The organism is Geodermatophilus sp. SYSU D01036 (assembly GCF_054050435.1).
Genome location: NZ_JBJGZJ010000013.1, coordinates 67,522 through 84,767, shown reverse-complemented (window position 1 = coordinate 84,767; position 17,246 = coordinate 67,522). Strand labels below are relative to the sequence as shown.

18 protein-coding genes are annotated in these 17,246 nt (G+C 75.2%); 8 read left to right on the top strand and 10 right to left on the bottom strand.

Annotated elements, in window-relative coordinates; genetic code table 11:
- Window positions 1–131 precede the first annotated feature (131 nt).
- Window positions 132–1,148, top strand: a complete 1,017-nt coding sequence (locus tag ACI8AR_RS14465) for a zinc-binding dehydrogenase (protein ID WP_457051648.1) — start codon at window positions 132–134, stop codon at window positions 1,146–1,148.
- A 2-nt stretch (window positions 1,149–1,150) separates the two neighbouring features.
- On the opposite strand, the gene ACI8AR_RS14460 is transcribed toward ACI8AR_RS14465, so the two are convergent.
- From ACI8AR_RS14460 to ACI8AR_RS14450, 3 genes are all read right to left on the bottom strand, one after another.
- Window positions 1,151–1,816, bottom strand: a complete 666-nt coding sequence (locus ACI8AR_RS14460) for an acVLRF1 family peptidyl-tRNA hydrolase (RefSeq protein ID WP_457051681.1) — start codon at window positions 1,814–1,816, stop codon at window positions 1,151–1,153.
- On the bottom strand, window positions 1,813–3,027 hold the full coding sequence (locus ACI8AR_RS14455; RefSeq protein WP_457051647.1) for an MFS transporter: 1,215 nt from the start codon (window positions 3,025–3,027) through the stop codon (window positions 1,813–1,815). Before ACI8AR_RS14455 ends, ACI8AR_RS14460 begins: the two co-directional genes overlap by 4 nt.
- A 165-nt stretch (window positions 3,028–3,192) precedes the next feature.
- Entirely contained in the window at window positions 3,193–5,007 is a 1,815-nt protein-coding gene (locus tag ACI8AR_RS14450; RefSeq protein WP_457051646.1) for a phosphoenolpyruvate carboxykinase (GTP), read from the bottom strand.
- Window positions 5,008–5,227: 220 nt separating this feature from the next.
- Here ACI8AR_RS14450 and ACI8AR_RS14445 point away from each other — a divergent pair, with 220 nt between their 5' ends.
- Complete coding sequence (locus tag ACI8AR_RS14445; RefSeq protein WP_457051645.1) at window positions 5,228–6,412, top strand: NADH:flavin oxidoreductase/NADH oxidase; 1,185 nt, start codon at window positions 5,228–5,230, stop codon at window positions 6,410–6,412.
- Entirely contained in the window at window positions 6,409–6,834 is a 426-nt protein-coding gene (locus ACI8AR_RS14440) for a hypothetical protein (RefSeq protein WP_457051644.1), read from the top strand. Before ACI8AR_RS14445 ends, ACI8AR_RS14440 begins: the two co-directional genes overlap by 4 nt.
- On the opposite strand, the gene ACI8AR_RS14435 is transcribed toward ACI8AR_RS14440, so the two are convergent.
- On the bottom strand, window positions 6,810–7,337 hold the full coding sequence (locus ACI8AR_RS14435; protein WP_456935219.1) for an SRPBCC domain-containing protein: 528 nt from the start codon (window positions 7,335–7,337) through the stop codon (window positions 6,810–6,812). The two genes, ACI8AR_RS14440 and ACI8AR_RS14435, sit on opposite strands and share 25 nt — an antisense overlap.
- Before the next feature lie 92 nt (window positions 7,338–7,429).
- Here ACI8AR_RS14435 and ACI8AR_RS14430 point away from each other — a divergent pair, with 92 nt between their 5' ends.
- Window positions 7,430–7,663, top strand: a complete 234-nt coding sequence (locus ACI8AR_RS14430; protein WP_457051643.1) for a hypothetical protein — start codon at window positions 7,430–7,432, stop codon at window positions 7,661–7,663.
- A 76-nt stretch (window positions 7,664–7,739) separates the two neighbouring features.
- On the top strand, window positions 7,740–7,982 hold the full coding sequence (locus ACI8AR_RS14425) for an acyl carrier protein (RefSeq protein WP_456935217.1): 243 nt from the start codon (window positions 7,740–7,742) through the stop codon (window positions 7,980–7,982).
- Window positions 7,983–8,065: 83 nt separating this feature from the next.
- Here the strand turns inward: ACI8AR_RS14425 and ACI8AR_RS14420 are convergent, their stop codons facing one another.
- The 3 genes from ACI8AR_RS14420 to ACI8AR_RS14410 form a co-directional block, all read right to left on the bottom strand.
- On the bottom strand, window positions 8,066–8,758 hold the full coding sequence (locus ACI8AR_RS14420) for a DsbA family oxidoreductase (protein WP_457051642.1): 693 nt from the start codon (window positions 8,756–8,758) through the stop codon (window positions 8,066–8,068).
- Between the two features lie 29 nt (window positions 8,759–8,787).
- Window positions 8,788–9,792 (bottom strand): cation diffusion facilitator family transporter, encoded by a 1,005-nt coding sequence (locus ACI8AR_RS14415; protein WP_457051641.1) that lies wholly within the window; start codon window positions 9,790–9,792, stop codon window positions 8,788–8,790.
- Window positions 9,793–9,901: 109 nt separating this feature from the next.
- A complete protein-coding gene (locus tag ACI8AR_RS14410; RefSeq protein WP_456929985.1) occupies window positions 9,902–10,282 on the bottom strand; it encodes an FKBP-type peptidyl-prolyl cis-trans isomerase in 381 nt (126 codons plus the stop codon).
- Window positions 10,283–10,384: 102 nt separating this feature from the next.
- On the opposite strand from ACI8AR_RS14410, the gene ACI8AR_RS14405 reads away from it, so the two are divergent.
- Both ACI8AR_RS14405 and ACI8AR_RS14400 read left to right on the top strand, forming a co-directional pair.
- On the top strand, window positions 10,385–10,771 hold the full coding sequence (locus tag ACI8AR_RS14405) for a VOC family protein (protein WP_457051640.1): 387 nt from the start codon (window positions 10,385–10,387) through the stop codon (window positions 10,769–10,771).
- 39 nt (window positions 10,772–10,810) lie between these two features.
- Window positions 10,811–12,526, top strand: a complete 1,716-nt coding sequence (locus ACI8AR_RS14400; RefSeq protein ID WP_457051639.1) for a glycoside hydrolase family 13 protein — start codon at window positions 10,811–10,813, stop codon at window positions 12,524–12,526.
- Here the strand turns inward: ACI8AR_RS14400 and ACI8AR_RS14395 are convergent.
- On the bottom strand, window positions 12,483–13,796 hold the full coding sequence (locus ACI8AR_RS14395; RefSeq protein ID WP_457051638.1) for an MFS transporter: 1,314 nt from the start codon (window positions 13,794–13,796) through the stop codon (window positions 12,483–12,485). The two genes, ACI8AR_RS14400 and ACI8AR_RS14395, sit on opposite strands and share 44 nt — an antisense overlap.
- A gap of 127 nt (window positions 13,797–13,923) precedes the next feature.
- Here ACI8AR_RS14395 and ACI8AR_RS14390 point away from each other — a divergent pair, with 127 nt between their 5' ends.
- On the top strand, window positions 13,924–15,165 hold the full coding sequence (locus ACI8AR_RS14390) for an MFS transporter (protein ID WP_457051637.1): 1,242 nt from the start codon (window positions 13,924–13,926) through the stop codon (window positions 15,163–15,165).
- A gap of 48 nt (window positions 15,166–15,213) precedes the next feature.
- Here the strand turns inward: ACI8AR_RS14390 and ACI8AR_RS14385 are convergent, their stop codons facing one another.
- Entirely contained in the window at window positions 15,214–15,708 is a 495-nt protein-coding gene (locus ACI8AR_RS14385; RefSeq protein WP_457051636.1) for a hypothetical protein, read from the bottom strand.
- Window positions 15,709–15,912: 204 nt separating this feature from the next.
- Window positions 15,913–17,169: an acyl-CoA dehydrogenase family protein gene (locus ACI8AR_RS14380; RefSeq protein ID WP_457051635.1), complete on the bottom strand. Its 1,257-nt coding sequence runs from the start codon at window positions 17,167–17,169 to the stop codon at window positions 15,913–15,915.
- Between the last annotated feature and the right edge of the window lie 77 nt (window positions 17,170–17,246).

Sequence of the window (17,246 nt, the reverse complement as noted above, 5' to 3'; positions counted from 1 at the left end):
ACGCCGTCGTGTGCCGTCCGTCACGTCCGCCCCGGGAGCGCGCGACTCCGCGGAAGTGCACGGGGCAACTCCGCGGACGTGCACCGGAGGCGGCGGCGTGGTCCCGCGGGCCGGTGGGGAGGATGCGGGACATGCCCGACTCGATGCTCGCCGGCCGGCTCAACGTGCGCACCAAGCAGTTCGAGGTCAAGGAGGTGCCGCGCCCGGCGCCCGGACCGGGACAGGTGCTGGTCGAGGTCCGCGCGGCCGGCATCTGCCTGTCCGACGTCCACCTCGTCGACGGCACGCTCAACCCGCTGTTCCTGCAGGGCGAGGAGGTCACGCTCGGCCACGAGGTGGCCGGCGTCGTCGCCGAGCTCGGGGAGGGCGTGACCGGCTGGCAGCCGGGGCAGCGGGTCCTCCTGCAGGCCGGCGAGGAGGTCGACGGCTGGATCCACACCCGCGGCGTCGACTACGACGGCGGGTGGGCGCAGTACGCGCTGGCCACCGTGGGGACCCTCGTGCCCATCCCCGACGAGCTGCCCTTCGAGCAGGCGTGCATCGTGCCCGACGCGGTGTCGACGCCGTGGGCCTCGATCGTGAAGACCGCCGGGGTGCGCGCCGGGGAGCCGGTGGGCGTGTGGGGCATCGGCGGGCTCGGCGCGCACGCGGTGCAGCTGCTGCGGCTGGCCGGCGCGGCGCCGATCGTCGCCGTCGACCCGGTGGAGGCCGCCCGGCAGCGGGCCCTGGAGTTCGGCGCCGACCTCGCCCTGGACCCGTCCGAGGACGTCGCCGGCCGGGTGCGGCAGCTCACCGGCGGCGCGGGCCTGTCCCACGCGTTCGACTTCGCCGGCGTGGCCGCGGTGCGCGAGCAGGCGGTGCGCTGCCTGGAGCGCGAGGGCGGGCTGGTGCTCGTCGGGCTCACCGACCAGCCGCTGACCATCCGCAACGGCACGCAGTTCAGCTACTTCTCGCAGCGGATCCTCGGCCACTACGGCTCCGAGCCCGGGCACGTGGAGCAGCTGGTCGGCCTCGTCCGGCACGGCCGGCTGGACCTCTCCCGCTCCATCTCCGGCACCCTGCCGCTCGAGGACGCCGCCAGGGGCGTCGAGATGCTCGAGCGCAAGGAGGGCGACCCCATCCGGCTGGTCCTGCTGCCGAACGGCTGAGCTCAGGGACGGTCGCCGGGTTCCACGACGTGCACCCGCACGGCGCGGAACCGGCCCGGGGTGGCCAGCAGGACCTCCTTCGTCGGCTCGCCGACCTCCAGCGCCGGCTCCCGGCGCAGCGCCGCCAGCGGGGCGAGCCGGGGGTCGGCGAACACGGCGTCGACCATCCCGCGGTCCCCGCCGGTGAACAGCGCGTCCACGTCGCCGGCGTGCGGCAGCAGCACCCGGGCCGCGGTGTCGGTGGCCGCGGCGACCACGGCGTCGGCCTGGTTGCCGCGGCGCCGGGCGAAGCGCTGCTGGCTCCAGCCGCCGGCCGCGCTGCGGCCCTGCACCAGCCGGCTGTCGACCTTGGAGACGACGAGGTCCGCGCCGTCGAAGACGCCGGTGGCCCAGCGGCCGCGGCGCACCAGCAGGACGGCGGCCCGCCGCGGCCGACGCGCGGCGGCGGTGAAGGTGGCGAGCAGCGGCGGGCCCGGGGTCCAGCCGAACGGCGCGCGCAGCGTCACGGTCGTGCCGTCGGCGCAGGTGACCCGCACGGTGCCGTCGTCGTCGACGGCCGTGTCGAAGGCGCCGTGGCGGGCGGCGACGCCGTCCAGCCACCGGCCGAGCCGCTCGGGCGCGACGCCGAGGACCCGGCCGCCGCCCGCGGCGGGACGCGGCCGGGTCAGCGCGCCATCGCCGGCTCGGCGGCGTGCTCGGCCGGCACGTGCAGCAGCCGCTGCGCGGCGAGCACGACGACGGCGGCGATCCCGGCCGAGACCGTGGCGACGAGGAACGCGGCGTTGGCGCCGACGGTGTCGACGACCTTCCCGGCGATCGAGGTGCCGACGGCGACGCCGAGGCCGAGCGCGGTGCCGATCCAGGTGAACGCCTCGGTCACCGCCACCCGCGGCACGATGAGCTCGGCGAGGGTGAACGAGCTGATCAGCGACGGCGAGACGGCCACCCCGGCCACGACGACGAACGGGATCATCACCCAGACGTTGCCGATGAGGACCAGCGGCACGGTGAGCACGGTGAGGGTCGCCAGCACGACGAGCAGCCGGTGCCGCAGCGGGTGCCGCCAGTGCACCGCGCCCCAGCCGATGCCGCTGATCATCGAGCCGAGCGCGAGGCCCGCGATGAGCACGCCGGACAGGGCCATGGCGCCGACCTCGTCGGCGAAGGCGACCAGCGCGATCTCCAGCGTGCCGAGGATGGACCCGACGGCGGCGCCCACGACGAACAGCACCCGCAGCCCCGGCGTGCGGATGGCCGAGGGCCCCTTGCGCGCCGCGTGCCCGTGCGGCGGCGGCTCGGTGCGCCCCTGCGCGGCGAACAGCAGCGCGCCGACGACGGCGAGGGTGAAGGCGGTGACCACGCCCGAGGTCGAGTGCCCGGTGGTGGACAGGAAGGTCACGAGCACCGGCCCCACGATGAACACCAGCTCGTCGACGACGGACTCCATCGCCAGGGCCGTGTGGAGGCGGTGGGTGCCGCGCAGCAGGTGGGTCCAGCGCACCCGGATCATCGAGGCGACCGGCGGGATGCACGCCCCCGCGATGCCCGCGGTGACGAAGAAGGTCCACCGCGGCCAGTCGTCCTTGACCGCGGTGAGGAACAGCGCGCCGGCCGCCGCGAAGACCGCGACGACGGGCAGCAGCGTCCGGCGCTGGCCGAAGGTGTCCGCCAGCCGGCCGATGACCGGGCCGGCCAGGGCGGTGGTGACCGCGCCCGCGGCGGCGACCGTGCCGCCCAGGCCGTAGGAGCCGGTCTCGTCGGCGACCAGCAGGACGCACCCCAGGCCGACCATCGACAGGGGCAGCCGGCCGATGAAGGCGGCGAGCACCATGGGCAGCGCGTGCGGCGTGCGCAGCACGTGCAGGTAGGGATTGGGCACCGGGGAGCGAACCTGTCGTCAGGGGGACGCGGGACCGCCAGCCACGCTAACCGACGTCCGCACGCTCGGCAGGCAGACGGCTCCGGTCCGTGCACGGACGGGCACCGACGAGCACGGGCCCCGCCCCGGACGACGCTGTCCGGTGCGGGGCCCGCGTGGCTGCGCCTAGGCGAGCCGGCTCTTGAGGATCTCCAGCTCGTCCCACAGGGTGCTGGGCAGCTTGTCCCCGAACTTCTCGAACCACTCGGTGATCTGCGGGAGCTCCGCGCGCCACTCGTCCTTGTCGACGGCGAGCGCCTTGCGCACCTGGTCCTCGGTCATGTCCAGGCCGGAGACGTCGAGCGAGTCGGGCGTGGGCACGTGGCCGACGGCGGTCTCCTCGGCGGCCGCGGTGCCCTCGATGCGCTCGACGACCCACTTGAGCACCCGGCTGTTCTCGCCGAAGCCCGGCCACAGGAAGCCGCCGTCCTCGTCGCGGCGGAACCAGTTCACGTAGAAGATCCGCGGCAGCTTGGTGGAGTCGTGCGCCTTGCCGGTCTCGACCCAGTGCCGGAAGTAGTCCCCGGCGTTGTAGCCGATGAACGGCAGCATGGCGAACGGGTCGCGGCGGACGACGCCGACCGCACCGGTGGCCGCGGCCGTCGTCTCCGAGGACAGCGTCGCGCCCATGAAGACGCCGTGGTTCCAGTCCCGCGCCTCGGTGACCAGCGGGATCGTGGTCTTGCGGCGGCCGCCGAAGAGGATCGCCGAGATCGGCACGCCCTTCGGGTCGTCGTACTCGGGCGCGAGGATCGGGCACTGCTCGATCGGGGTGCAGAACCGCGAGTTCGGGTGCGAGGAGGGCTCGTCGGAGTCCGGCGTCCAGTCCTGCTTCTTCCAGCTGGTGAGGTGCGCCGGCGGCTCCTCGGTCATGCCCTCCCACCAGACGTCGCCGTCGTCGGTGAGCGCGACGTTGGTGAACACCGAGTTGCCCTTGTCGATGGTGCGCATCGCGTTGGGGTTGGTGTCCCAGCCGGTGCCCGGCGCGACGCCGAACAGGCCGAACTCGGGGTTGAGCGCGTACAGCCGGCCGTCCTCGCCGAACCGCATCCAGGCGATGTCGTCGCCGAGGGTCTCGACCTTCCAGCCGGGGATGGTCGGCTCGAGCATCGCCAGGTTGGTCTTGCCGCAGGCGCTCGGGAAGGCCGCCGCGACGTAGTACGTCTTCTGCTGCGGGCTGGTCAGCTTGAGGATCAGCATGTGCTCGGCGAGCCAGCCCTCGTCGCGGGCCATCGCCGAGGCGATCCGCAGCGAGTAGCACTTCTTGCCCAGCAGGGCGTTGCCGCCGTAGCCCGAGCCGTAGGACCAGATGGCCCGCTCCTCGGGGAAGTGCACGATGTACTTGGTCTGGCTGCACGGCCAGGGCACGTCCTCCTGGCCCGGCTCGAGCGGGGCGCCCAGGGAGTGCATGGCCGGCACGAACGGCCGGTCGGTGCCCATCGCCTCGAGGATCCGCGAGCCGATGCGCGCCATGACCCGCATCGAGACGACGACGTACTCGGAGTCGGTGAGCTCGACGCCGAACATCGGGTCCTCGGCCTCGACCGGGCCCATGCAGAACGGGATGACGTACATCGTCCGGCCGCGCATGGAGCCCCGGTACAGCTCCGTCATGATCGACTTCATCTCGTCGGGGGCCATCCAGTTGTTGGTCGGCCCCGCGTCGGCCTCGTCGACCGAGCAGATGAACGTGCGGTCCTCGACGCGCGCGACGTCGGTGGGGTCGGACGCGGCCCAGAACGAGTTGGGCTTCTTCGCCAGGCGGGTGAAGGTGCCGGCGTCGACCAGCTTCTGGGTGAGCCGCTCCCACTCCTCGTCGCTGCCGTCGACCCACACGACCTCGTCCGGGGTGGTCAGCTCCGCCATCTCGCGCACCCAGGCGAGCAGCCGTGCGTGCGTGGTGGGGGCGTTGTCGAGACCGGGGGTGGTCACGGAGGTCACGGCGTCTCCATCCTCTGGGCACGCCGGGTGTCGGGGACACCGGCGCCGGTGCGTGCTGTCTCCCCGGGGCCGGCGGAACGGGTCCGGCCGTCGGGTTCGGGAAGCGTACAAGCGGGGACACCCGCCTGTAACGGTGAGAGATGTTACGTCTAGGACGTCTACGTCCGCGCAGGGTGGGCACCGGGAACACCGCAGGTCGGAGCGGTGTTGGCTCTCGGGCGTGACCAGTCTCACGAACGGCTCCGCGCCCTCCCCGGCCCTGTTCACCCCCCTGACGCTGCGCGGGGTGACCCTGCCGAACCGGCTCGTCGTCGCCCCGATGTGCCAGTACTCGGTGACCGACGGGCTGGTCGGCGACTACCACCTCGTGCACCTCGGCCGGTTCGCGCTCGGCGGCTTCGGCACGGTCGTCGTCGAGGCGACGGCGGTGACGCCGGAGGGGCGGATCAGCCACGGCGACGTCGGCCTGTGGTCCGACGCGCACGTGCCCGGGCTGGCCCGGGTCGCCGGCTTCCTGCGCGCCTCGGGAGCGGTCGCCGGCATCCAGCTCGCCCACGCCGGCGCCAAGGCGAGCAGCCACCGCCCCTGGGAGGGCGGGGCCCCGGTCACCCCGGAGGACGCGCTCCCGGGCGAGCAGCCGTGGCCGACCGTCTCGGCCAGCCCGGTGCCCGCCGTCCCCGGAGGGCCGGTGCCCCACGAGCTGACCGTCGCCGAGCTCGGGGAGCTGCGCGAGGCGTTCGCCGCGGCCACCCGGCGGTCGGTCGAGGCCGGGTTCGAGGTCGTCGAGGTGCACGCCGCGCACGGCTACCTGCTGCACCAGTTCCTCTCGCCACTGTCCAACCGGCGCACCGACGCCTACGGCGGCTCGCGGGAGGCGCGCCGGCGGTTCCCGCTGGAGGTGGTCGAGGCCGTCCGCGCCGCGTGGCCGGAGGACCGGCCGCTGTTCGTGCGGGTCTCCGCCGTCGACGGCACGCCCGACGGCATCACCCTCGGCGACACGATCGCGTTCGCCCGCGAGCTGCGCGCCCGCGGGGTCGACGTCGTCGACGCCTCCGGCGGCGGCCTGGGCGGCTGGGAGCACCCGCTCGGCTACGGCTACCAGGTGCCCTTCGCCGCGGGCATCCGCGAGGGGGCGGACGTCGCCACGATGGCGGTGGGGCTGATCGTCGACGCGCGGCAGGCGGAGGCCGTCGTCGCCGGGGGCCTGGCCGACCTGGTCGCCGTCGCGCGGGAGGCGCAGGAGGACCCGAACTTCGCCGTCCACGCCGCGCGGGACCTCACCGGCGCCTACGACGCCTACCCGGTGCAGGCCGGCCCGCGGCTGGGCCGGCGCAACGCCCTCCTCGGCACGCTGGGGCCGTGGACCGGGCCGGCACCCGTGCAGGTGCCCGAGCGCGCCCGGTGACCCGCCGCCGCGGGGCGCTGCTCGCCGCCTCCGCCGTCCAGCTGGCGGCGGGCCTGGCCGGGACGGCGCTGTCGCTGCGCCGGCGGCACGCGTTCGACACGCCGGTGCTGTCCGGGCGCGCGGCGACGGTCGGCCGCGACGCCTGGTGGGCCGGGACCGCGCTCGGCCCGCCGGCGTGGACCCTGGCCGTCCACGGCCGGGCGCTGGCCCGCCTCGCCGCCGGCGACGACCGGCGCGCCCCGCGGGTCCTCGCCGCCACGGGCGCCGCCCTCGTGCCCGGCTACCTCGCCGAGCGGCTGGTGCGGCGGCGGCTGACCCCGGCCGGCGCCGAGCCCGTCGAGACCGCGGTGGTCGCCGCCGGGCTGGTCACCGCCGCCGTCATGGCCGCGCTCGGCGCTCAGCCCCCCGGCGCCCGGCCGTAGTCGGGGCCGACGCGGGCGAGGAAGGAGTCCCAGTCGCCCGGGTCGGGGTGCCCGCCCATCTCCGCGTCGAGCTTGTCCAGGTACCAGTGCCAGCCGAGCGCGTAGTCGGTGACGTCGGTGCCGGCGGCGAAGTCCTGGCTGAGGTGCAGCGTCGTCCGGCCGCTCTCCACGACCACGGCGAGCCCGACCCGCCAGTCCTCCTGGTCCGGCCACTCGACGACGAGCCTCCGCGGCGGGTCGCACTCGGCGATGCGGGCCTCCATCGCCGCCGGTTCCGTCTCGTGGGTCATCGTCAGCGTCCCCCGGCCGCCGGGGGCCCGCTCGCCCTCGTAGGTGCCGAACCAGCGGGCCAGCCGGTCGGGCTCGGTGAGCGCGGCCCAGACGGCGTCGGGCCCGTCGCCCCAGGAGCGGCGGAACTCCAGCCGGAGGCGGCCGTCGGGCAGCTCGGCGACCGCGCCGGTGCGGTGGGTCGGCGGGTCGGCGGGGGTCGCGGGGTCGGTCACGGGGCGTCTCCGTCCGTCGGGGGACCCGTCGCGCCGACCCTGCCGCACGCCGCGCGGGGTTGCCAGCCCGCCGCCCCGGGCAGGGACCGGCCATGACCGTCACCGACCCCGACGTCCCGGACCCCCTCAACGACCCCCGGACGACGCAGGCCGACCCCGGCGCCTACGCCGAGGGGGCGGACCTGGCCTCGACCGACGACGACCCGGCGTCCACCGGCGAGGAGGAGCTCGCGGCCGACGACGCGGGGACGACGGCCGGGCGGACGCTCGCCGACGACGCCGGCGGCGGGGACGTCACGGGAGGCGCGGTCTCCGGCGCGTCGTGACGGGCCGGTCCGTTTCCGCTGCTGGCCTGCGGGGAACCCGTGCCGACGTCCCTCTCCGACGACGAGGAGGTCCGACATGGCCACGGGTGAGACCGGATTCGAGGACGTCGCCTACGACCTGATCTCGGTGCAGTACCACTCGCTGAAGGCCGGGCACGACTACGGCCAGTACGTCCGGGACGCGGAGAACGCGGGCCTGGACGACATCGCCGGCTTCTTCCGCGAGGTGATGGAGCAGGACTCGGCGCGCGCCAAGCGCTGCCACGAGTTCCTGAAGACCCTGTCGGGCACCGAGCAGGGCGGCCCCGCGATGGGCTGACCGCACGACGCAGGAGGGCCCCTCCCCGGCGGCAGAGATGGCCATTTCTGCCGCCGGGGAGGGGCCCTCCGCCGTCCGGGGTCTCAGACCGCGCAGGAGCCGTCCTCGCAGCCCTCGGCCGCGGGGACGGTGACCAGCGGGTGGGCGTCGGCCCAGGCCCGCTCCAGCACCTGCAGCAGCAGCTCGGCCGGCTGGGCGCCCGCGGCGCCGTACTTCCGGTTGACGACGAAGAACGGCACCCCGGTGGCGCCGAGCGCCTGGGCGGTGGCGCCGTCGGCGAGGACCGCGGGACGGAACCGGTGGTCGGCGAGCGCCGCCCGCACCTCGGCCTCGTCCAGGCCCACCTCGACGGCCAGGGCGGCCAGCGAGTCGACGTCGAAGACCGAGCGGCCCTCCTCGAAGTGGGCGTGCAGCAGCCGCTCCTTCACCGCGCCCTGCAGGCCGCGCTCGGCGGCCAGGTGGATGACCTCGTGGGCGAGCAGCGTGTTGCCGCTGACGCCGTCGGCCAGGTGGTACTCGAGGCCTTCACCGGCGGCGGTCTCCTCGACGTGCCGCATCATCGCGCGCATGTCCTCGACCGGGCGGCCGTACTTGGCGGCCAGCGCCGGGAGGGTCGCGTGGGTCTCGCCCTCGGGGATGGTGGGGTCGAGCTGGAAGGACCGCCAGACCACCTCGACCCGGTCGCGGTGGGGGAACCGCTCCAGCGCGGTCTCCAACCGGCGCTTGCCGATGTAGCACCACGGACAGACGACGTCGGACCAGACCTCGATGCGCACGGCATCCCCCAACCACGGTCCGGCCGCCGTCATTCCGCGCGGTGGGCCTCCGCGCGGGCGCGGCCGTCGCCGGGGGTCGGGTCGAGGAAGACGAAGCGGACGCCCTCGTGGCGGGCGACGAGCCGCCGCTCGGCCTCGTCGGAGGCCCGCTCGATGTCGGCCACGGTCGCGGTGTCGGCGAAGTCGACCTTGGCCATGACGGCCAGCTGCCCGGGCCCGATGACCGTGGTGAGCAGGACCGGGACGTCGTCGACCTGGGGCAGCCCGGCGATCTCCTCGCGCAGCTGGTCCTGCAGCCGGCGCGGGATCGACTGCCCGATGAGCAGCGAGACGTTGGCCCGCGCCAGCGACCCGGCCACCAGGAGCAGCAGCACGCCGATGAGGATCGCGGCGACGCCGTCCCACACCGGGTCGCCGGTCACCTGCTCGAGGAACAGGCCCAGCGCGGCGAGGACGAGGCCGACGAGCGCGGCGCTGTCCTCGAACGTCACGGCCTTGACCGTGGTGTCGGTGGTCTCGGCCAGGTAGCGGCGGGGCGTCGTCCCCCACCTGCGGGCGGCCCCGCGGACCTGCCGCACCGCCTTGAGCCAGGAGGCGCCCTCGAGGACGAACGAGACGGCCAGGACGACGTAGGCGATCAGCGGCGAGCCCTGCTCCTCGCCCTCGAGGACGGTCTCGATCCCCTGGTAGAAGGAGAAGCCGGCGCCGAGGGTGAAGGTCGCGAGGCAGGCCAGCAGCGCCCAGAAGTAGGTCTCCCGGCCGTAGCCGACCGGGTGGCGGGCGTCGGGCGCCTTGGTGCCGCGCTTGAGCGCGACGAACAGCAGCACCTCGGTGATCGTGTCGGCCAGCGAGTGCGCGGCCTCGGACAGCATCGCCGAGGAGTGGCTGACCAGCCCGCCGACCAGCTTGGCGACGGCGATGCCGAGGTTGGCCAGGCCGGCGACGACGACGGTGCCGGTGGACTCCCCGCCCTTCTCCCCGCCGGTGCCCTCCTTCGCGCGGACGTGCTCACGGGTGGGGACCGGCTCGCTCATGGCCGCACCGGTGCCCCACAGTTGCCCGGCGCAACCACGTGCCGGTCAGCGGCGGGTCGTGCCCCGCCCCGATCGGGAGCGGGGCGGGGCACGACCGCACGCGGGGGGCTCAGCGCACGCCGACGAGGTCGACGACGAAGACGAGCGTCGCGCCCGGCTTGATGACGCCGCCGGCGCCGCGGTCGCCGTAGGCCTTGTGCGGGGGGATCGTCAGCCGGCGGCGGCCGCCGACGCGCATGCCCTGGATGCCCTCGTCCCAGCCCTGGATGACCATGCCGACGCCGAGGCGGAACTCGAGCGGGTCGCCCCGGTCCCAGGAGGCGTCGAACTGCTCGCCGCCGTCGTGGGTGACGCCGACGTAGTGGGCGCTGACCAGGTCGCCGGCCGTGGCCTCGGGGCCGTCGCCGACGACGAGGTCCTCGATCACCAGGTCGTCGGGCGCGGGCCCGGTGGGCGGCTCGACGTCGGGTCGGCTCAGGGGCTCGGCCATCGGATCCTCCTCGGATCAGGGGTGCCGGGGGGTCCCCGACGGGTCCCGACCATCCAAACAGCGGTTCCACCTGCCCGCCCCGCCGGGCTACGGTCCGGCGGCGTGATCGACCACCTCGCGCTGCAGGTCGCCGACGTCGACGCCGCGACCGCCTTCTACACCCGGGTCTTGGCGCCGGCCGGCGTCCGGGAGGCCGTGCGCATCGCCGTCCCGGGCGGTCCCGTGGTGGGGCTCTGCGGGCCGGACGGGCAGCCGCGGCTGTGGCTCGGGCCGCTGACCGAGGGCTCCGAGCGGCCGGTGCACCTGGCCCTGCAGGCGCCGTCGCGGGCCGCCGTCGACCAGGTGGTGGCGCTCGCCCGCGAGTCGGGGGCGGAGGTGCTGCACGAGCCGCGGCTGTGGCCGGAGTACCACCCCGGCTACTACGGCGGCTTCTTCCGCGACCCGGACGGCAACAACGTCGAGGCGGTGCACCACACCCTCCCCGGCTGACGGGGTGCGCGGCCGCCGGAGGCGTGCTGGGCTGGTCGGGTGACCCCCGCTGACGCGCCGTGGTGGACCCGTGCCGTCGTCTACCAGGTCTACCCGCGCTCGTTCCAGGACTCCGACGGCGACGGGATCGGCGACCTCGGCGGGGTCCTGCAGCGGCTGGACCACCTGGCCGACCTCGGCGTCGACGTCGTCTGGCTCTCGCCGGTCTACCCCTCGCCGCAGGCCGACAACGGCTACGACATCAGCGACTACCAGGACGTCGACCCGCTGTTCGGCACGCTGGAGCAGCTCGACGAGCTGGTCGCCGGGCTGCACGCCCGCGGGATGAAGCTGGTGATGGACCTGGTGGTCAACCACACCAGCGACGAGCACCCGTGGTTCGTGGAGAGCCGGTCGTCGCCGGACTCGCCCAAGCGGGACTGGTACTGGTGGCGGCCGCCGCGGGCGGGCCTGGCGCCCGGCGACCCCGGCGCCGAGCCGACCAACTGGCACGGCTTCTTCTCCGGCTCCACCTGGGAGCTCGACGAGGCCAGCGGCGAGTACTACCTGCACCTGTTCGACCGCAAGCAGCCCGACCTGAACTGGGAGAACCCCGAGGTCCGGCACGCGGTCTACGCGATGATGCGGTGGTGGCTCGACCGCGGGGTCGACGGGTTCCGCATGGACGTCATCAACCTGATCAGCAAGGACGTCGGCCCGGACGGCGAGCTGCACGACGGCCCGCCGCTGCCCGGCCTGCCCTGGGGGGACGCGACCGCGTCGGTGGTGTGCGGCCCCCGCATCCACGAGTTCCTGCAGGAGATGCACCGCGAGGTGTTCACCGGCCGGCGGGAGCAGCTGCTGCTGGTCGGGGAGACGCCCGGCGCGACGGTGGAGGACGCGCTGCTGTTCACCGACCCGGCGCGCGGGGAGGTGGACATGGTCTTCCAGTTCGAGCACGTGGGCCTGGACTTCGAGGGCTCGAAGTTCTCTCCCCGGCCGCTGCGGTTGCGCGACCTCAAGGCCTCCTTCGGCCGCTGGCAGACGGGCCTGGCCGACGTCGGCTGGAACTCCCTCTACTGGGACAACCACGACCAGCCGCGGGCGGTGTCCCGCTTCGGCGACGACTCGCCCCGGTACCGCCGGGACTCCGCGACCTGCCTGGCCACCCTGCTGCACCTGCACCGCGGGACGCCCTACGTCTACCAGGGCGAGGAGATCGGGATGGCGAACTTCCCGTTCACCGACCTGGCGCAGTTCCGCGACGTCGAGTCGCTGAACCACCAGGTGCAGGCCGTGGCGCACGGCGCCGACCCCGACGAGGTGTTCGCGGCACTGCGCCGGATGAGCCGGGACAACGCCCGCACGCCCGTGCAGTGGGACGCCTCGCCGAGCGCCGGGTTCACCACCGGGACGCCGTGGCTGGCGGTCAACCCCGACCACGTCGAGTGGAACGCCGCCGCCCAGCGCGACGACCCCACCTCGGTGTTCGCCCACCACCGGCGGCTGATCGCGCTGCGGCACGAGGACCCGGTGGTGGCGCTGGGGCACTTCACGATGCTGCTGCCCGACCACGACGAGGTGTACGCGTTCACCCGCAGCCTCGACGGCGACACGCTGCTCGTCGTCTGCAACATGGGTGCCAAGGAGCAGGACCTCGCCGGCCTGCTCCCCGAGGCGGTCGGCGCGGAGGTCGTCCTCGGGAACCTGCCCGAGGACGACCCCGCCGTGCTCAGGCCCTGGGAGGCCCGGGTGTTGCGCCTTCCGGCTCGCTGACCGTCTCGGGCTCCGCCGGCTCCCCGGCGGGGACGTCGAGCGGGTGGGCGATCTCGTCGGCCGGCAGCCGCCAGTACAGGATCGCCGCGACCGCGAGCAGCGGCGGCACCAGCCCGGTGAGCAGGAACGTGCCGGTGAGCCCGACCACCTCGCTGACCGGCCCGGCCAGCGCCATCGACAGCGGCATGAACGCCAGCGAGACGAAGAAGTCGAGGCTGGACACCCGCCCGAGCAGCGCCGGCGGCACCCGCCGCTGCAGCAGCGTCCCCCAGATGACCGTGCTCGACTCGAACGCCGCGCCCAGCACCCCGGCCGCGGCGATCATCAGCCACAGCGACGACGTCCAGCCGAAGACGACCATCGGCACGCAGCCGAAGCCCCACAGCAGGTTCATGACCGTGAGGTAGCGCCGCGGCAGCCGCAGCGAGGCGACGACCGCCGACCCCAGCGCGCCGCCGATGCCGAACGCGGCCAGCACCCAGGCGTGCTCGGTCGGCCCGCCGCCGGTCTGGTCGCGGATCGCGAAGGGGACCAGCACCTCGAACGGGCCCATGAACACCAGCACCATGAGCGAGGCGAACAGCAGCGTCGCCAGCAGCCACGGCGTCCGGACCATGTAGGCGACGCCCTCGCGGACGTCGGCGAACAGGCCCGAGCCGACCTCGTCACGGCGCACCGGCAGCGTCGGCAGCGCCGCCACGCACGCGGCCGAGACCGCCGAGGTCAGCGCCGTCGCGAACAGCGCCGCGCCGGGCGAGAACGCGCCGACCAGCACCCCGCCGGCGGCGGGCCCGATCGCCATCGCCAGCGCCGGGCGGACGACGCCCTCGAGGCCGTTGGCGGCGAGCAGGTCGCCGGCCGGGACCACGCTCGGCACCAGCGCCGAGTAGGCCGGGTAGTACAGCCCCATCCCGACGCCCTGGGCCAGCGCGGCCGCGGCCAGCGGCCCGAGTGCCAGCGCCCCGGCCAGCGACAGGACGGCGACCAGCCCGACCGCCGCCGTCTGCAGCAGCGCGACGCCGAGCAGGATCTGCCGCTGCGGCACGCGGTCGGCCAGGGCGCCGCCGAGCAGCGTGCTGGCCAGCATGCCGCCGGCGGACAGGGCGGTGGCGAAAGAGAGCGCGGCGGGCCCGCCGCCGAGGTCGACCACCTGCCAGACCAGCGCGACCGTCCACAGCCCCTGGGCGAGCAGCGAGAGCCCCATCGAGGCGGCCAGCAGGCGGTAGTCGCGGTGCCGCAGGGGCGCGAGCGCGCGCGGCAGGCCGGCCATCTCGGGTCCTCCTCGGGGGTCGGCGCCCCGTCGGCGCCGTCGGCCCCATGCTCGCCGACGGGGCCGACAGCAGTCAGCCGGATTACCGGGAGAGCGCAGGAACGGTCGGCGCTACAGTCCCGTTCCCGTGGGCCGGGTGGTCGAGGCGGTGCTGCCCGCCCGGATGGGGACGTCGTTCCGCTGGCTGGTGGCGTCGTCGTGGGTGAGCAACCTGGGCGACGGCGTGGCGCTGGCGGCCGGGCCGCTGCTGGTGGCCGCCCGCACCCAGGACCCGCTGCTGGTCGCGCTCGGCGCCCTGCTGCAGCAGCTGCCGTGGCTGCTGTTCGGCCTGCACGCCGGCGTCCTGGCCGACCGGGTGGACCGGCGGCTGCTCGTCGCCGCCGTCGACCTGGCCCGCGCCGGGGTGCTCGCCGTGCTGGCCGCCGCCCTGTTCACGGGCGACGTCGGGCTGGTGCCCGTGCTGGTCGCGCTGTTCGTGCTGGGCACCGCCGAGGTCTTCGCCGACACCGCCGCCGGCACCCTGCTCCCGATGGTCGTCGACCGGGCCGACCTGGGCATCGGCAACGCGCGCCTGACCGCGGGCACGCTGACGATGAACCAGCTCGCCGGGCCGGCCGTCGGGGGCCTGCTGTTCGTGGCCGGCGCCGCGTGGCCGTTCCTCGCCCAGGGGGTGCTCGTGGCGCTGGGCGCGGTGCTCGTCGCGCGGATGCGGGTCCCGGCACCTGAGCGGCCGGCGCGGCGGGGGCGGGTCGGCCGGGACGTCGCCGAGGGGCTGCGCTGGACCTGGGGCCACCCCGCGGTGCGGACGCTGACCGTCACGATCGTCCTGTTCAACGTCACCTACGGCGCCGCCTGGTCGGTGCTCGTCCTCTACGCCGACCAGCGGCTGGGCCTGGGCGCGGCCGGCTACGGCCTGCTCACCACGGTCGGCGCGCTGGGCGGCATGGTGGGGACCGCGTCCTACGACTGGCTGGAGCGGCGCGTCGGCATCGCCGCGCTCATGCGGGTCGGTCTGCTACTCGAGACGCTCACCCACCTGGTCCTGGCGCTGGCCACCACGCCGTGGGTGGCCGCCCCGGTGCTGTTCGTCTTCGGCGCGCACGCGTTCATCTGGGGGACGACGTCGCGCACGGTCCGGATGCGTGCGGTGCCGGCCGGGCTGCAGGGCCGGGTCGGGAGCCTCTACGCGATGGGCGTCTTCGGCGGCATCCTGGCCGGTCAGGCCGTCGGCGGGGTCGTCGCCCGGGCCTGGGGGGTGACCGGCCCGTTCTGGTTCGCGTTCGCCGGGTCGGCGGTGCTGCTGGCGCTGATCTGGCGCGAGCTGGCCCACGTCGCGCACGCCGACGCCGCGGTTCCCGCGGCCGGGTGACGCTCGTGCCCTGCACCCACCGGTGTGCAGGGCACGAGCGTCGTGGCATCAGGCCCCGGGCGCGAAGACGATCCGGAAGCCGCCGTCGACCGGCTCCACCTGCCAGAAGACGTCCCCGGAGGTACCCGCCACCGCGGGCTCGCCCAGGCCGGTCTCGGTCGGCTCGGCGGCGGGGGCGGCCGACGCGTAGTGCGCCAGGACGTGCTCGGCGGCGAGGTCGGAGGCGTAGTTCGCGTACTCCTGGCTGCCGTCGGCCGTGCCGCCGGTCTCGCACAGGGTCGACCCATCCGGCGGCTCCGGGAAGCCGGCCGGGACGGACTCGACGTCGGCGATGTCCGCCCCGCCGGCGACGGCCAGCGGGAACGCCGCCAGGCACTCCTCCGGCACGTCGGGCGCGGCGCCGGCGTCCCCGGCCGCACCGGCGTCCTCGGCCGCGGCGGCGAGGTCGTCGAGCTCCCCGCCACCGCAGGCGGACAGCAGCAGGGCGGAGCCGAGCAGCGCCCCGGCGAGGGCACGGCGGGCGGTCGGACGGGTGCGGGACACGGTTCTCCTCGGGCGTCGTCGGGCCCCGGGCGGACGACCGGGACCGGCCCGCGGGGGCCGCCCGGCGGGCGGTCCGGCTGCGGGCCGCGCGGGACCGTAGAGGAGGGACGCCGTCCCGTCAGCCCCTCCTCGCGCGGGACCTCCGGCCCCCTCGCAGGGGCCCGCCGCGAGCGTGCGAGCGGCGGGGGGCGAGGGGGTCCTTCGTCACGTGAGCGGTGAGCGGGGCAGCAGGCGGTCGCTGATGATCCGCTTCTGGATCTCGCTGGTGCCCTCGAAGATCGTGGTCAGCCGGGCGTCGCGCCAGTGCCGCTCGACCTGCCGCTCGGTGGTGTAGCCGTTGCCGCCGTGCAGCTGCATGGCCTGGTTGGTCACCCGCACCGCCATCTCGGTGGCCTCGAGCTTGACCATCGAGGCCTCCTTCTCGCACCGCGTCCCGAGGTCGATGAGGTGGGCGACCTGGCGGTAGAAGGCGCGCGCCTGCTCGATCTGGGCGGCCATCTCCGCGACGGCGAAGCGCAGCGCCTGGAAGTCGCCGATCGGGTGGCCGAACTGCTCGCGCTCCTGCAGGTAGACGATCGAGTCCTCGAGCGCGGCGCGGGCCAGGCCGACGGCGCGGGCGGCGGTGTGCACCCGCGCGGTGTTCAGGAACTTCTGCGCCTCGGCGAACCCGGCCCGCCGGGCGGCCTCGCCCTGCTCGTCGCTGGCGGCCGCCTGGTCGACCACGTTCTCCCGCGGGATGCGCACGCCGTCGAAGACCAGGTCCCAGGTGAGGAAGCCGTGGTAGCCGATCTTGTCGATCGGGGTGCCGGTGAGCCCGGGCGGGAACGCGCCGCGCTCCTTCTCCAGCAGCAGGTTGACCAGCCCGGCGGAGCGGGACTCCCCCGGCGCGGGGTCGCGCTCGCGGACGAGGACCTGGATGAAGTCCGCGGCCTCCGCGTTGCCGCACCAGCGCTTGTGCCCGGTGACCACCCACTCGTCACCGTCGAGGACCGCCCGGGTGGAGACGCCGGCGAGGTCGGAGCCGGCGTCGGGCTCGGACAGCGCGATGGCGCCGATCCACTCGCCCTTCGCGCTGCGGCGCAGCAGCTCCCCGCGCCGCGCGGGGTCGGCCACCGCCGTCCCCAGGCCCTGGGAGCGGGCGAGGATGCTCGCGCTGCTCATCCAGGCGCGGGCCAGCTCCTCGGAGACCATGCAGTACTCGAAGACGCCGAGGCCCAGGCCGCCGTGCTCGGCCGGCACCGTGATGCCGAAGTAGCCGAGCTCGGCCATCCGGGCCAGCAGCGCCTCCGGCAGCAGCCCCTTCTGCGGGTCGAGCTCGTCGGCGACCGGCAGCACCTCGTCGTGGGCGAACCGGCGGGCCTGCTCCTGCAGCGCCTCGCGCTCGGGGGTGTGCCACGGCGGCAGCAGCGCGGGCGGCTGCGGCTCGAGCAGGTCGGCGGGGCGCTCCTGGGTCGACGTCATCGTCGTGGGCCTCTCTCCGTCGCGGTCAGGGGTCGCGGTCCAGGTCCCTGCTCACCATGCGCGCCCGGCTCCTGACC